The sequence below is a fragment of the Burkholderia sp. MBR-1 genome, assembly GCF_013822785.1.
In the GTDB taxonomy this organism is placed as follows: domain Bacteria; phylum Pseudomonadota; class Gammaproteobacteria; order Burkholderiales; family Burkholderiaceae; genus Burkholderia; species Burkholderia vietnamiensis.
Map to the genome: position 1 here is coordinate 529,839 of NZ_CP053611.1, position 15,546 is coordinate 545,384.

General features: G+C 67.6%; 6 protein-coding genes. 5 read left to right on the forward strand and 1 reads right to left on the reverse strand.

The window, feature by feature from the left end:
• Positions 1-29: 29 nt before the first annotated feature.
• The 5 genes from MBR110_RS26935 to MBR110_RS26955 all read left to right on the forward strand — a co-directional run bounded on the left by MBR110_RS26935 (position 30) and on the right by MBR110_RS26955 (position 13,474).
• Positions 30-9,539 carry an amino acid adenylation domain-containing protein gene (locus MBR110_RS26935; RefSeq protein ID WP_181709789.1) on the forward strand — a complete coding sequence of 3,170 codons (9,510 nt, stop codon included), beginning with the start codon at positions 30-32 and terminating at the stop codon, positions 9,537-9,539.
• Positions 9,536-10,192 (forward strand): glycosyltransferase family 25 protein, encoded by a 657-nt coding sequence (locus tag MBR110_RS26940; protein WP_014725951.1) that lies wholly within the window; start codon positions 9,536-9,538, stop codon positions 10,190-10,192. The genes MBR110_RS26935 and MBR110_RS26940 overlap by 4 nt, the downstream gene beginning before the upstream one ends.
• Positions 10,193-10,244: 52 nt before the next feature.
• On the forward strand, positions 10,245-10,724 hold the full coding sequence (locus tag MBR110_RS26945) for a hypothetical protein (protein WP_224019696.1): 480 nt from the start codon (positions 10,245-10,247) through the stop codon (positions 10,722-10,724).
• Positions 10,725-10,739: 15 nt separating this feature from the next.
• On the forward strand, positions 10,740-12,443 hold the full coding sequence (locus MBR110_RS26950) for a cyclic peptide export ABC transporter (protein WP_140994322.1): 1,704 nt from the start codon (positions 10,740-10,742) through the stop codon (positions 12,441-12,443).
• Positions 12,444-12,589: 146 nt separating this feature from the next.
• Entirely contained in the window at positions 12,590-13,474 is an 885-nt protein-coding gene (locus MBR110_RS26955; RefSeq protein ID WP_059562239.1) for a helix-turn-helix transcriptional regulator, read from the forward strand.
• A gap of 306 nt (positions 13,475-13,780) precedes the next feature.
• Here the strand turns inward: MBR110_RS26955 and MBR110_RS26960 are convergent, their stop codons facing one another.
• A complete protein-coding gene (locus MBR110_RS26960; protein WP_014725956.1) occupies positions 13,781-14,584 on the reverse strand; it encodes a helix-turn-helix transcriptional regulator in 804 nt (267 codons plus the stop codon).
• Positions 14,585-15,546 lie beyond the last annotated feature (962 nt).

Genomic DNA, 15,546 nt, shown 5'->3' on the forward strand with positions numbered 1-15,546 from the left:
GCTAAACAAAACGTCTCAAGGAGTGTCCTGTGCAAGACAATAACGTGCTGGTCACCGACCATCGCTATGCGCATATCGCGCGTTTCTGGCGCGAAAGCCTGTCGCAGGTTGCCGGCGTCTATCGGATCGCACCGCACGGACCGGGCCGCCAGCCCGCGCACCGGCTGTCGCGCACGGTGCCGCTCACGCGCGCGTCGGTCGACGTGCTGCGGCGCATCGGCGACGGCGATCTCGGCGAATTCGCGGTCGCGGCGGCGGGCATCGCGTTTCTGCTGTGGAAGTACTTCAGGATCCCGGTGACGGTGCTCGGCACGCCGGGCCTCGCCGCGCAGCCGTCGGCGCGCGCCGCCGCCATTCCGCTGATCGTCGAGGTCCGTCCCGACGAGCGCGTCGACGACTATCTGGCGCGCGTGGCCGCGATCGTCGAAGACAGCTACGCCGCGCCCCATTTCCCGCTCGACACGCTGGTGCGCAACGAAAAGGACATGGACGTCGCGCAGCTCACGCGCGTCGTGCTCGCGGACGATCGCGTCCACCAAGCGCCCACCCTGCGCGACGACGACCTGCAGCTTCAGCTGCGGCTCGCGCGCGGCGAAATCGAGCTGCACCATAGCGACGCGATCGAGCCGTTCGTCATCGACGGTTTCGCGAACAGCCTCGGCGCCGTGCTGGAGGCATTCGAACGCCTCGACGCGGCGGTCGGCGACATCGTCGCGAGCACGCCGGCGGAGCGCCGGCTGCTGGCATCCTTCAACGAAACCGCGACGGCCGGGCCGCGCCACCCGACGGTCGTCGAGATGTTCGAGGCGCAGGTCGCCCGCACGCCCGCGGCGCCGGCCCTCGTCACGGACACCTCGCTGATGAGCTACGCGGATCTGAACGCGCGCGCCAACAGCCTCGCGCATCGCTTGCGCGAGGATCACGGCGTCGGGCCGGAAGCGCTGGTCGGCGTCATGTTCGACCGCTCCGAATGGATGATCGTCGCGATCCTCGGCATCCTGAAGGCCGGTGCGGCCTTCGTGCCGCTGGACCCGGCGTATCCGGCCGAACGGATCGATCACATCCTCGCCGACACGGGCCTCGCGCTGCTGCTGACCCACTCGGACCAGCTCGCGCAGTGGTATGAGTTCTCCGGCGCGACGCTGCTGCTGGATCAGGAGCTGCCCGGCTGGACGCCGCTGCCGGACAATCCGCCGTGCCGCGCGCAGCCGGCGCAGCTCGCCTACGTGATCTACACGTCCGGCTCGACCGGCAAACCGAAAGGCTGCCTGCTCGAACACCGCAATCTGGCCCACTACATCGGCTGGGCCGCCGACTACTACTTCCCGGAAAGCACGACCGGCAGCTTCGGGCTGTACAGCTCGCTGTGCTTCGATTTCACGCTGACCAACATCTTCTGCCCGCTGGTGCGCGGCAAGACGCTGCGCATCTATCCGCAGTCGGAGAGCATCGACACCATCCTGGCCCGCATGTTCCAGCCCGGCAGCGGCGTCGACACGCTCAAGCTCACGCCGACCCACATTCACCTGCTGGAATACATGAACCTCGGGCGCTCGGGCGTGCGCAAGGTGATCGTCGGCGGCGAGGAGCTCGCGCCGCAGCACATCGCGACGCTGCGCAAGATCGACCCTGCGATCGAGATCTACAACGAGTACGGTCCGACCGAAGCGACGGTCGGCTGCATCGTCGAGCGCGTCGACGACGTGCCGTCCACGGTGCTGATCGGCCGGCCGATCGCGAACACGCGCGTGTACATCGTCGACGACGCGCTGCGCCCGGTTCCGCTCGGCGTGCCGGGCGAAATCTGCATCGCCGGCGCCGGCCTCGCGCGCGGCTATCACCAGCGTCCCGACGTCACCGCCGCGAAGTTCGTCGAGCAGCCGTATCCCGACGAACCGCGCATCTACCGGACCGGCGACATCGGCCGATGGCTGCCCGACGGACGGATCCAGTGCTACGGACGCGTCGACGACCAGGTCAAGATCCGCGGCCACCGCATCGAGCTGGGCGAGGTCGAGGCCGCGATCGCCGCGCACGAGGAAGTCGTCGGCGCGGCGGTCATCGTGCGCGAGTCCGCGCACGGCGCCCGCAAGCTGGCCGCCTATGTCAAGGGTTCCGCGAACCTGAGCATGGCCGACCTACGGGCCTTCCTGGCCGCGAAGCTGCCCGACTATATGGTGCCGTCCGACCTCGTACCGATCGCCGAATTTCCGCTCAACGCGAACGGCAAGCTGGATCGCCCGGCCTTGCTCGCGCTGACGCCCGCCGCCGCACCCGACGATGCCGCCGTCGACGCCGACGCCACGCCGATTCAGCTCGAGCTGTTGCGGATCTGGCGCGATGTGCTCGACAACCCGGCCGTCGATCTCGCCGGCCGCTTCTTCGACTACGGCGGCGATTCGCTGCAGGCCATGCAGCTGGTGTCGCGCATATGGAGCAGCTTCGCGGTGGAGATCGGCATCGACGCGATCTTCGAGCTCCAGACCATCGGCGCCGTGTCCGACCTGATCGAGGCGTCGTCGCCGCGCGCCGGTTCGACGGCCGGCAGCATCGTGCCGCGCCCGCGCGCCGGCGACCTGCCGCTGTCCTTTCCGCAGCAGCGCCTGTGGTTCCTCGCGCAACTCGAAGGACCGTCGTCGACCTACAACGTTTCGAGCGCACTGCGCTTCGAGGGCGAGCTGGACGTCGAGCGGCTGCGCGCCGCCGTGTCGGAGATCTGCCGGCGTCACGAGATCCTGCGCACGACCTTTCCGGCCGTCGACGGTCTCGGGGTCCAGCGCATCGCGCCGCCCGCAGCGGTCGCGCTCGACGTCGTCGACGTCGCGACCGAAGCCGATGCGCTCGAACGGCTCGCGCAGCAAGCCGACCGGCCGTTCGATCTCGCCGCCGGGCCGCTCCATCGCGTCGCGCTGTATCGCGTGCATGCGCGGCTGCACGTCTTCGGCATCGTGATGCATCACATCGTCTCCGACGCGTGGTCGTCGGGCATTCTGCTCGGCGAACTGGCCGCGCTCTACGCCGGGCGGTCGCTGCCGGAACTGGCCGTCCAGTACGCCGATTACGCGGTGTGGCAGCACGAGCGTCTCGCATCCGCCGACACGCATCGCGAGCTTGCGCTGCTGAGCGCCGCGCTCGCCGATGCGCCGGACGTGATCGCATTGCCGACCGACCGCCCGCGGCCGGCGATCCAGCAGTTTCGCGGCGCGGTGCTGCCGTTCCAGCTCGACCGCGATCGCGCCGGCGGCCTGCGCGCGCTCGCGCGCGCGTCCGGCACCAGCACCTACATGGTCGTGCTCGCCGCGTATGCGCTGCTGCTGTCGCGCTACAGCAACCAGCAGGACCTCGTGATCGGCTCGCCGATCGCCAATCGGCGCTCCAGCATGACCGAGCCGCTGATCGGCTTCTTCGCGAACATGCTCGCGCTGCGCGTGGACCTGTCGGGCAACCCGAGCTTCGGCGAACTGCTCGCACGCGTGAAGCGCGTCGCGCTCGACGCCTACAGCCGTCAGGAGATTCCGTTCGAGCAGGTGGTGGACGCGCTCGCGCTCGAACGCGACCTGAGCCGCACGCCGGTGTTCCAGGTCGTGTTCGCGTACGAGAAGGCGCAGCCCGACGCGCTGAACTTTCCCGGCCTCGTGACCACGCCGGTGCAGGTGGAGAGCCACACGTCGAAGTTCGATCTCACGCTGCACGTCGAGGATGCCGACGACGGCCTCGCGGGCGCGATCGAATACAACCTGGACCTGTTCGATGGCAGCACGATCGAGCGGATGGCCGCGCACTTCCGCACGCTGCTCGATGCGGTGATCGCCGCGCCCGACCGGCCGCTCGGCGAGTTGCCGCTGACGAGCGACGCCGAGCGCGCTTTGGTGACCGTCGAATGGAACCGCACCGACGTCGATTTCGGTGACGCGGCCGCGCAACCGCTGCATCGGTTGTTCGAGCAACAGGTCGAGCGCACGCCCGATGCCGTCGCTGCCGTCTATGACGGCGCGGCCCTCACCTACGCCGAACTCAACGCTCGCGCCAACCGCCTCGCGCACCGGCTCATCGCGCTCGGCGTCGCGCCCGATACGCTCGTCGGCGTCGCGATGGAGCGTTCGCTCGACATGATCGTCGCGCTGCTCGCGATCCTGAAAGCCGGTGGCGCATACGTGCCCGTCGATCCCGACTATCCGGCCGAACGCGTACGCTTCATGATCGATCACGCGCAGCTGCGCTGGCTGCTCACGCAACAGCATCTGCTCGCCGCGCTGCCAGATACCGGCGCACGCACGATCGTCGTCGATCGCGATACGTCCGAGTTCGACGCCGCGCTCACGTCCAACCCGGCGCTGGACCTGAGCAACGACAACCTCGCCTACATGATCTACACGTCGGGTTCGACCGGCCGGCCGAAGGGTGCGCTCAACACCCATCGGGCGATCGTCAACCGCATCCTGTGGATGCAGCACGCGTATGTGCTCGACGCCGACGATGCCGTGCTGCAGAAAACCCCGTTCAGCTTCGACGTGTCGGTGTGGGAGTTCTTCTGGCCGCTCGTCACCGGCGCGCGCCTCGTGTTCGCGCGCCCAGGCGGGCAGCGTGAGACGGACTATATGGTGGAACTGATCGACCGCGAGCGGATCACGACGCTGCACTTCGTGCCGTCGATGCTGCGCGCGTTCCTCGATCATCCGCAACTCGACGCGCACTGCACTTCGCTGCGCCGCGTCGTGTGCAGCGGCGAGGCGTTGCCCCACGACCTGCAACAGCATTGCTTCGAGCGCCTGGATGTCAAGCTGTACAACCTGTACGGCCCCACCGAGGCCGCGGTCGACGTGACCGCGTGGGAATGCCGGCGCGACGACCCGCAGCGCATCGTGCCGATCGGCCGGCCGATCGCGAATACGCGCATCTACATCGTGGATGCACAGCTGCAGCCCACGCCGATCGGCGTGCCCGGCGAGCTGCTGATCGGCGGTACGCCGGTGGGCCGCGGCTATTACAACGAGCCGAACCTGAGCGCGGAGAAGTTCATCACCGATCCGTTCTCCGACGACCCGCACGCACGCCTCTACCGCACCGGCGACCTCGCGCGCTACCGCCCCGACGGCAACATCGAGTTCCTCGGCCGCATCGATCATCAGATCAAGCTGCGCGGCCTGCGCATCGAGCCCGGCGAAATCGAGGCCGTGCTGCGCACCTATCCGGCGGTCGACGACTGCGTCGTGATCGCGAAGACCGAAGACGCGCGAACCTTCTTGATCGCATACGTCGCGACCGCTTCCCGGGACATCGCCGGCCTGCGCGACCATCTGCGCGGCAAGCTCGCGGATTACATGGTGCCGTCGCAATTCGTCGCGCTGGCGTCGTTGCCGCTGCTGCCGAACGGCAAGATCAACCGCAAGGCGCTGCCGGCTCCGGCGGCAGCCGACGATGCGGCGCGGCCATACGCGCCGGCCGTCACGCCGCGGGAAATGCTGCTCGCGTCGATCTGGCAGCAGGTGCTGCAACTGCCTTCCGTCGGTATTCACGACAATTTCTTCGAGCTCGGCGGCGATTCGATTCTCAGCATCCAGGTGATCGCGCGCGCGAACCGGGCCGGGCTGCGCGTGACGGCGCAGCAGCTGTTCCAGTACCAGACGATCGCGCAACTGGCCGCCGCGCCCGACGCGCACGCCGCGCCCGCGCCGGTAGCCAGCCCGCTCGGCGATGCGCCGCTGACGCCTGTACAACACTGGTTCTTCGAACAAGACCTCGACATGCCGTCGCACTACAACCAGACGGTCCTGATCGAGGTGCCGGCCGACCTCGACGCCGCGCGGCTCGCGGACGCGTTCCGGCAGGTCTGCGAACATCACGACGCGTTGCGCACGCGCTTCTCGCGGGGCGCGGACGGCTGGACTCAGGAAGTGCTCGGCAGCGGCGCGATGCCCGCCGTCTTCGCGGTGCAGACCGTCGCAGGCGACGCCGCCGAGCGCCTCACGGCGATGCGCGCGGCGGCCGCCGACGCGCAGCGCGGCATCGACATCGTGCACGGCCCGCTGCTCGCGGCGCGGCTGTTCCGCGCGGCCGGCGAGCCGCTCGCCCGCCTGTTCGTGGCGATCCATCACCTCGCGGTGGACGGCGTGTCGTGGCGCGTGCTCGTCGAGGATCTGCATGCCGCGTACCACGGCCGGCCGTTGCCCGAGAAGACGACGTCGTTCCGCGAATGGGCGCTGCATCTGCAGCAACTGGCCGGCTCGCAAGCCGTTGCCGACGAAGCCCCGACGTGGCAGGCGCTGCTCGCGCAGCCCGTCGAGCCGATGCCGGTCGACTATCCGGCCGCGGGCACCAACAACGCGGTCGGCGATGCGGCGTCCGTGTCGTTCGAGCTGGACGAAGCCGCCACCACGGCGTTGCTGCGCCGGCTGCCGCGCGCGTACGACACGCGCATCAACGACGTGCTGCTGGTCGCGCTCGCGCAAGCGTGCAGCATGGCGACCGGCAACGTCCGCACCCGGATCGACCTCGAGAGCCACGGCCGCCACGTGGCCGATGCGGCGCTGGACCTCAGCCGCACGGTGGGCTGGTTCACGTCGATCCATCCGGTCGTGCTCGAAGTCGACGCGATGCAGGCGCCGGGCGACGCGCTGCGTGCCGCGCGGCAGCAACTGCGGCGCATCCCGGCCGACGGCCTCGGCTATGCGCTGCTGCGCTACCTGAGCCCCGACGCCGCCGTGCGCGCGAGCCTCGCCGCGCTGCCGAAGGCCGACATCCTGTTCAACTATCACGGCCAGCTCGATACGGTATTGCAGCAGTCCGACGACTGGCGGCCGGCAGGCGATGATCTCGGTGCGCTGCGCGCCGAGCGCTCGCAGCGCACGCACGCGTTCGAGATCGTCGCCGCCGTTGCCGACGGCAAGCTGCAGGTCGACTGGCATTACGGCGAGCGGCTTCACCGTCGGCAGACGGTCGAGAACCTGGCCGCGCACTTCAAGGACCGGCTGCTCGACTTCGCGGCATCGGTGCGCGACACCGCGTGGGACGGCGTCGACGACAGCTATCCGCTGTCGTCGCTGCAGCAGGGCATCCTGTTCCATTCGCTGTACGACCTCGACCCGGCCGCCTATTTCCAGCAGTTCAGCTTCGTCGTCAGCGGGCCGCTGCAGGTGCCGGCGCTGCGGCAGGCGTGGGCCAACGCGATGGCGCGCCATCCGGTGCTGCGCACCGCGTTCGCCTGGGCCGACCGCGAACGCCCGGTCCAGACCGTGCTGCATACGGTCGACCTGCCGTGGAGCTTCGTCGACTGGCGACACCGCGACGCGACGCGCCGCGCGCAGGACTTCGACGCGTTCCTCGCCGACGACCGGCAGCGCGGCTTCGATCTGCGCCATGCGCCATTGTTCCGCTGCACGCTGATCCAGGAAACCGACACGCGCCATCGCTTCTGCTGGAGCGCGCACCACATCATCCTCGACGGCTGGAGCACCGCGATCCTGATGAAGGAGGTGTTCGACGACTACCTGTCGCTCGCCCGCAGCGGCGCGCCGGTCGCCGTCGCGCCGGTGCCGGGCTACCGCGCGTACCTCGACTGGCTCGCGCGGCATCCGCGCGCGGCCGACGAGCGCTGGTGGCGCGCCGAGCTCACGGGCTTCCGGGCCGCGACGCCGATCGCGGGCGGCGCCGCGCAGCCGGCGGCCGGCGACGCCGCGCGGCGCGACACGCTGCGCAAACAGCAGTTCGTGCTCGACGACGCGCTGACGGCGCGGCTGCAAGCGCTGCTGCGGGCCCATCGCGTCACGCTGAACGTGCTGATCCGCGCGGCCTGGGCGCTGGTGCTGTGGCGCCGCGCGGCGACCGACGACGTCGTGTTCGGCGTCACCGTGTCGGGCCGCCCGCCGGCGCTCGAGGGCGTCGAGTCGATCGTCGGGCTGTTCATCAACACGCTGCCGCTGCGCGTGCGCATCGCGCCGGAGCGCCCGTTCGTCGACTGGCTGGCGGCGCTGCACGCCGCACAGGCCGCGATGGAGCCGCATTCGTACAGCTCGCTGGTCGATATCCAGTCGTGGAGCGAGCTGCCCGCCGGCGACAGCCTGTTCGACAGCCTGCTGGTGTTCGAGAACTTCCCGGTGGCCGCGGCCCCGGATCTCGGGCCGGACGAAATCGAGATTCTCGACGTCCGCGCGTTCGCCGAATCGAACTACCCGCTGACGCTGACCGTGCATCCGAACGAGCGCATCGGCTTCGAGCTCTCGCACGATGCACGCCGCGTCGCGCCCGAGGTCGTGCGGCAGATGCTCGACACGCTGCGCGCGTTGCTGGAGCGATTCGCCGACGACCCGCAGCAACTGACCGGCCAGCTCGTCGATGCGGCGAGCGCCGCCGGCCGGCCGGGCACGCCGCACGGCGCGCCGGGGCACGCTGCGCCGGCCGTCGAGCCTGCCGCCGACGCGGCCGCGACGGCGCGGGCCGTCGTTGCGCCGTCGGCCGACGAGCGCACGTTGCTGGAGATCTGGCAGCGGATCTTCAAGCGCGACGACATCGCGGTCACGGACAACTATTTCGATCTCGGCGGCCATTCGATCATCGCGATCCAGCTGATGGCGAACGTCGAGAAGGCGTTCGCGCGCCGGCTGCCGATTTCCTGTCTGTTCGAGAATCCGACGATCGAGAAACTGGGGGCGGCGCTCGCGACCCAGGCGACGTCGGCGCGCACGGACGTGCTCGTGCCGATCCGCGACGGCGGCCCCGCGGCGCCGCTGTTCCTGCTGCCGGGCGCGGGCGGCAACGTGGTCTACTTCCATCCGCTCGCGCACCATCTGAGCGCGGCCCACGCCGTGTACGGGCTCGAAGCGCTCGGCCTCGACGGCTCGTGTGAGCCGCTCACTCACGTGGAAGACATTGCGGCCCGCCATGTCGAACGCATCTGGCCGCTGGTGGGCGCCGGGCCGTACTACCTCGCCGGCCATTCGTTCGGCGCGCACGTGGCGCTCGAGATGAGCCGGCAGCTCGTCGCCAAGGGCGCGGTCGTGAAACTGCTGGCGATCTTCGACGCGTCCGCGCCGGTCGACAGCACGGCCGCCGCCTACTGGCACGACTGGGACGACACCGACTGGCTCGTCGCGATCGCGCACGAAATCGGCACCTTCCTCGGCGCCGATCTTCAGGTGACGCGCGACGACCTCGTCGCGCTCGATCCCGACGGCCAGGCGGGCCTGATTCTCGCGCGGATCGGCGCTCGCGGCAGCTGGTTCGCGGACGCCGACTCCGACCGGCTGCGCGCCTATCTGCGCGTCTATCAGGCCAACTTCAAGTCGCGCTACGCGCCGCAGGCCGAGCCGCTGCCGGTGCCGATCGCGCTGTTGCGCAGCGTCGAGCACGACCCCGGCGACCACGCCCCGTCGCCGGAGATCGCCCAGCTCCGTCTGGACCCGACCTGGGGATGGTCGCGCTTCTCGACGCTGCCGGTAGCCGTGATGGACGTCCCCGGCGACCACCTGACCATGCTGCTCGATCCGCATGCCGGCGCCGTCGCTGCCCATCTCAACCCGTTCCTGGAAAAAACGCCCTCATGAAATCGACCGCGACGATCGACAACACCTTTGCCCGCAAGGTCTGCATCAACCTCGACCGGCGCCCCGACCGCTGGGAAGCGATGCAGCGCAAATTCGCGGAACAGGACATCCGCACCGTCGAACGGCTGTCCGCCGTCGATGCCAGACAGATCAGCGTGCCGGCCTCGCTGAGCCACATGCGGCCACAGGATTACGGCTGCACGATGAGCCATCTCGCCGCCGTGACACAGGCGAAGGCGGCCGGCGCGAGCGAAGTCCTGATCTTCGAGGACGACGCGTTCTTCGCCCCCGAGTTCGCGGAGCGCTTCCCCGAGTTCATCGCGCAGGTGCCGCAGGACTGGCACATGCTGTTCCTGGGCGCCTACCACTTCACGCCGCCGATTCCCGTCGCGCCGAACGTCGTGAAGGCCGTGGAGACGCTGACCGCGCACGCCTACGTCGTCAGGGACTCGCTGTACGACGCGTTCATTGCGATCAACGAACGGCCGCCCGCGATCAACGACCGCAACAACCTCGTGCTGCAGAAGACCTTCAACTGCTACTGCTTCGAGCCGAACCTGGTCGGACAGGAGTCCGGCTACTCCGACATCATGGAAGAGGTCATGCCGGAGAAGCCGCTGGCCTATTCGCTGCCGATTCCCGACGGCTGGTGAGCGCCGCGTGCGCCGTTCGCAGCAATCCCTATCCCGACAGACTATGACGACCATGAAAATCACCACCGCCGACCACGAAGCGGCGTTCGTGCAGTCCGCACTCGATTCGCTCCACCGCGATCACAAGCTCGCCGAGGCCATTGCGCTGACCTTCGGAAAATGCGAATCGGCCGCCGACGTGATCGATCTGATTTTTCCGCTGATCACGAAGAAGCGGCGGGTCGATTACGTTCTCATGTACAGCATCGTGAGCAATCCGCGCACGCTGCTGCAGTTCCTTCGCGCGGCCGATTCGCGGCTGAGCCAGGCCGCCGCGTGGGCGCCCGCGTCGGTCGACGCGTCGTTGCGCGCCGCGGCCGCGGCGGCCGACCTCGGCTGGGACCGTGCGCAGCGCGTGCTGAAGTGCTGCGTGCTGTTCTCCGACTCGCCGCTCGAAATCGTCGCCAGCATCGCGTTCCTCGGCCGGCACGAAACCGCGTCGAGATTGCGGTCGGCGGCGCACAACGTCGAGCTGAGCCACCTGGTCAACTGAGCAAATTGGCATCCCATGGATTTCGCTGAAAGCAAATCGCCGCCGTGGCATTCGGCCGTCACGCTGATGTGGCGCAGCCATCCGTGGCTGACGCTCGGCACGGTGCTGACGGGGCTGCTGAGCGGCGTCGCGTCGATCGTGGGCGTCGGCCTCATCAGCCGCGCGCTGCACGACCCGGACGAGCGACGCACGCTGCTGCTCGTGTTCATCGCGGTCAACGTCGTGGCGATCGTCTGCCGCAGCGGCGCTGCCGTGATGCCGTCCTATGCGTGCATGAAGCTGATGACGCGCCTGCGCGTCAACCTGTGCAAGCGGATCCTGGCGACCCCGCTCGACGAAATCGACCGGCGCGGCGCGCCGAACGTCCTGACGCTGCTCACCCAGGACATTCCGCAACTGAGCCAGACGCTGCTGACGATACCGACGATCATCGTTCAATCGGTCGTGCTGATCTGCAGCATCGTCTATCTCGCGTATCTGTCCTGGATCGTCTTCGCGTCGACGATGGTCCTGACGATCGTCGGCCTCGCGCTTTACCTGTTCTTCTACCGGAGGGCGGTCAATTTCACCGAGCGCGTTCGCGACGAGTTCGTGCGCTTCAACGAATACACGCACGGGCTCGTGTTCGGCATCAAGGAGCTCAAGCTCAACCGCGCGCGGCGGCGCTGGTTCACGCGTGCCGCGATCGAGCTGTCGTCGAAGCGCGTGGCCGGCTTCAATTACATCGAGCGCTTCTGGTTCATGGGCGGCGACACCATCGGCCAGATCACGGTGGCCGTGCTGCTCGGCTTCCTGCTGTTCGGCGTGCCGTCGCTCGGCGTCGTCGATCCGTCGGTGCTCACCGCGAGCATTCTCGCCGTGCTCTACATGATGGGTCCGCTGACCATGCTGATCAATATTCTGCCGATGGTGGCCGAGGGCAAGACGGCGCTCGCGCGGCTGGCGGAGTTCGGCTTCCTGGTCGACGACACGCAGGTCTCGCCCGCCGACCGCTCGCCCGAGCGTGCGCCGGAATCGTCATCGGCCGGCGCGTGGCGCGTCATCGAGCTGAAGGGCGTGAAGATGAACTACCGCGACAGCGAGTCGACGACCGACTTCGTGCTCGGCCCGATCGACATGACGATTCATGCCGGCGAGCTGGTCTACGTGATCGGCGGAAACGGCAGCGGCAAGAGCACCCTGGGCAAGGTGCTCAGCGGCCTGTATGCGCCCACCGAAGGCCACATCGCGCTCGATGGCGCAGTCGTCGACGACGATGCGCGGGAGCGCTACCGAAACCTGTTCTCCGCCGTCTTCACCGATTTCCATCTGTTCGACCGCGTGATCGGCCCCGATCGCGAGGACGAAGGCATCGCGCGTGCGCGCCGATACCTCGAGACGCTGAAGCTGGCCGACAAGATCAGGATCGACGGCAAGCATTACTCGACGACGACCGCGCTGTCGACCGGGCAACGCAAGCGGCTCGCGCTGCTTTGCGCGTACATCGAGGATCGCCCGATCTATATCCTCGACGAATGGGCCGCCGATCAGGACCCCGTTTTCAAGCGGTTTTTCTACGAGGTGCTGGTGCCCGACCTGCGAGCGCGCGGCAAGTGCGTCGTCATCATCACGCATGACGACCAGTACTTCGGGCTGGCCGATCGCGTCATTCGCCTCGAGCGCGGCCGGATCTTCTCCGATACGGCGATGGAAACCGCGCGAGCCGAAGCGGCAGGATGAGCGGCGCGCCGGGCGCGCGCGTCGCCGTCGGCTGTTGATCGGCTGTCCCTGCTATCCGTTACAGACGCGGCCGCCGCCCGGTGCTTAAATCACGTCGGCATCCGTGCGCGCAAGCGCAGCTTCAACGTCTCATCAGGAATCCATTCATGGAGTTCAGCAGATTGTTCGCACACGTCGGCGAAGCGATCTCGAGCAGCGGGAGCCGACGCTTTCCCCGCATGATGTACAGCCTGATCTCGGCGGCGGTCCCCGTCGACGAGATTCGCATTTCGGAATTTTCGGTCGACGCCGCGCCCGCCGGCGAGCTCGCGATGCGCAGCCTCGGCGCCGCGCCCGACAAGACCGGCGCGGCAGGGGCCGGCCATGAAGCGCAGATGCCGCCGCAAGCGAGCGCGCGCCGCGTGTACGTCGACGACACGCCGGCCGGCCTCGGCGCGGCCCCCGCGCTGGTCGAGCGCATCGTCGCGCTGCTGTCGGCAAACGCGTCGCCGCACGGCCGGCAATTCCATCTCGTGAGCCGCAAGCGCACGCACTGTTACGTGATCTCGTTGCATCGCGCCGAGACGGCGGACGATTTCTCGCCGCAGGAGCAGGACTTCATCAAGGAGCTGTCGCACGTGCTGTTTCCGATCGTCGCGAGCCACGCGACGGCGCTGGGCTCGGCTCCGCCGTCACCGGCGCGGCTCGCCGCCGTTGCGCCGCCCGCGACGGAATCTGGCCGCGAGCGCGTCGCGCGGCGATTCGCCGACCGTCTGCGGCATGCCGGCGTCACGCTGTCGGCGCGCGAGATCGACGCGTGCACTGCGCTGCTGGCCGGCGACACCGTGGCCGCGATCGCGATGCGCTTGGCGCTGCGCGAAAGCACCGTCGAGACTTACCTGAAGCGGGCCGCGGTCAAGCTCGGCTTCGGCGGCCGTCATGGCCTGACGCGGTGGATGCTGGACGAAACGGCCGGCGGCGCGACGGAAGCCGGCCTGGAGCGCGCCGGCGGCGCGTGCCGCGACTGCGGGGCGTCGCGCCTCGGTACCTGAACGCTCGCGGGTAGGATGCGCGAGGGCCGTCGGTTGCTCTGCGTGCGTTGAGCCCGGCGCCGCGCGCTGCTGCATGCCGGCCGCCGATGCAGGCGTCGTACGAACGCGTCACGTATCGCCACGGCGGCCGCGCTGTGCGTCGATTCGTACGCCGGCTATCGTACATTCGGACTCAACCGCGCCGCAGCGCCGACCGACATCGTCACGGCTCTTGCTGCAACCGGCGTCGAAGCGGCCGAGCACATCCGCAATCGGGGCTCGCTCGGTCTTGCCGGCGATCGTCGTCGATCGCCGGCATGAACCGGATCACGCTGCCGACGCGTAGGTCGTGCAGTCGTCGATCATCCATTTCGTGAGCCCGTGCCGGCCGCTGATGCCGAGCTTCACCGCGGCGCGCTTGATGTACGTCTCCACCGTGCTTTCCTTCACGCCGAGCTCTTCGGCCAGTTCCCGCAGCATCTTGCCCGCGAGCAGGCCGAGGCACACTTCGCTTTCGCGAGCGGACAGCGCGACCGCCGCTCGCGCCAGCCTCGACTCGAACTCGTGCCGCAGCGCGTCGACGCCCGGCAGGCCGCCCGTCGCAAGCGGCGCCGGCGCGCAGTCGCGCTCGCCGTGCCGGCGCGTCGACGCGTGCCATTCGACGAGCGGCAGCAGCGTATCGGCGAAATTCTTCAGGAACGACATTTCCCGCAACGAGAAGTCGTGATGCGACGCTGCGCGATGCAGCGAGATCACGTAGCGGCGGTTCGCCTTGCCCGACACCAGATGACACTGGAATCCATCGCATGCGCCGCGCGGCGGCGCGGCTTCGCTGCCGTGACCGTGCTGGCGCTGCGGGCTGATGTGGATGAGTTGCCGGTCGCTCGCGGACCGGATCCGGTTCAACAGCGGATGCGCCGGCTCGCGCTCGCCCTGCGCCGCCGCCGTGCCGAACGCGCCGAGCGACTGCACGTGCACCACTTCGCCGGCCGGCTTGTCGAGCGTCCATTCCGTCATTCGGGTGATGGCGAGCGGAACGGATTCGACCAGCAATGCATGCATGTCGGATGCGAATCGCTCGCTGCCGGCGCTCGAAATCACCTTCCCAAGCTTCGCGAATATCGCGACCATCTGACTCTCCTAGTTGTGCCTGCGTGACGACCAGCGGCGCAATGCCCGCGTGCATCGGCGCGATTTGCTGCCGCTGCTTCTCGACACGCATCGTTGCGCGCGGCTGCCGCGATTACCGCGCCGTCGCCACACGTGTTGAAGGCCAAAATCGAAAAACCCGACGACGTTTCGAACGGGATGAGTTCCCTGCAAATCAAGCAAAAATCGCAATCGAAAAATGAAACAATCATTTTCATTGAATTTGATCGGCATAAATACCCGCTGCGTATGATAGCCACGATTTTAGAAGTTTGCAGATGGCGTGATAGTGACTTCACCGTTTTTCGACCATCGCGAATACGAATTCAGTTTCCCCTGCCGCCCGACACGCGAACGCAACATGAATCGGCTCGATAAATCAATATCCGTTTGCATCGAATTTCTGTAACAATCTGATAACGCCGGCATACCATGAATTCTCGCCATTCGACATTCCCGGCAGTTGGAATATTAACCTTCGCCGCGCTGTTTTTCTTTTAACCGCATGGCTTCGCGCCCCGCAGACCGGGCATTGTTGCGAATCCCTCAATGCTCGAGCGAATATGCGCGACGACTGGGCACAATTCGTCGCTGCCGCCCGACAGCTTCGTCCGACCGATTACCCCATTCGACAATAAAAATCCGCCTCGATAATATTTACGATGGCATCGACGCCTGCGTTGCAAAATATCCACAAAATGCCACTCACTGGCTGCCGCAAACCCGTCACATTGAAGCATCGCAGTTTGTCAACTGCGCGGCTTGCTCGCGGCCGGATAAATTGCTAATCTCGCCCGGCGATATAACGCATGTGCAGTCCAATTACCTTGAATTACGATAGCGTTTATTCAGAAAATCGAAACATGCCTATAAACATTCACGCCGCATCATCTTTTATCGCGCGCCGTTGCTGACGGCCGCCCGCCGCAATTAAAGATTCAATC

Bases quoted from the DNA above. Each gene is read 5' to 3' on its own strand.
- MBR110_RS26950 (WP_140994322.1), top strand. From the start codon at position 10,740: ATGGATTTCGCTGAAAGCAAATCGCCGCCGTGGCATTCGGCCGTCACG.
- MBR110_RS26955 (WP_059562239.1), top strand. From the start codon at position 12,590: ATGGAGTTCAGCAGATTGTTCGCACACGTCGGCGAAGCGATCTCGAGC.
- MBR110_RS26940 (WP_014725951.1), top strand. From the start codon at position 9,536: ATGAAATCGACCGCGACGATCGACAACACCTTTGCCCGCAAGGTCTGC.
- MBR110_RS26960 (WP_014725956.1), bottom strand. From the start codon at position 14,584: ATGGTCGCGATATTCGCGAAGCTTGGGAAGGTGATTTCGAGCGCCGGC.
- MBR110_RS26945 (WP_224019696.1), top strand. From the start codon at position 10,245: ATGAAAATCACCACCGCCGACCACGAAGCGGCGTTCGTGCAGTCCGCA.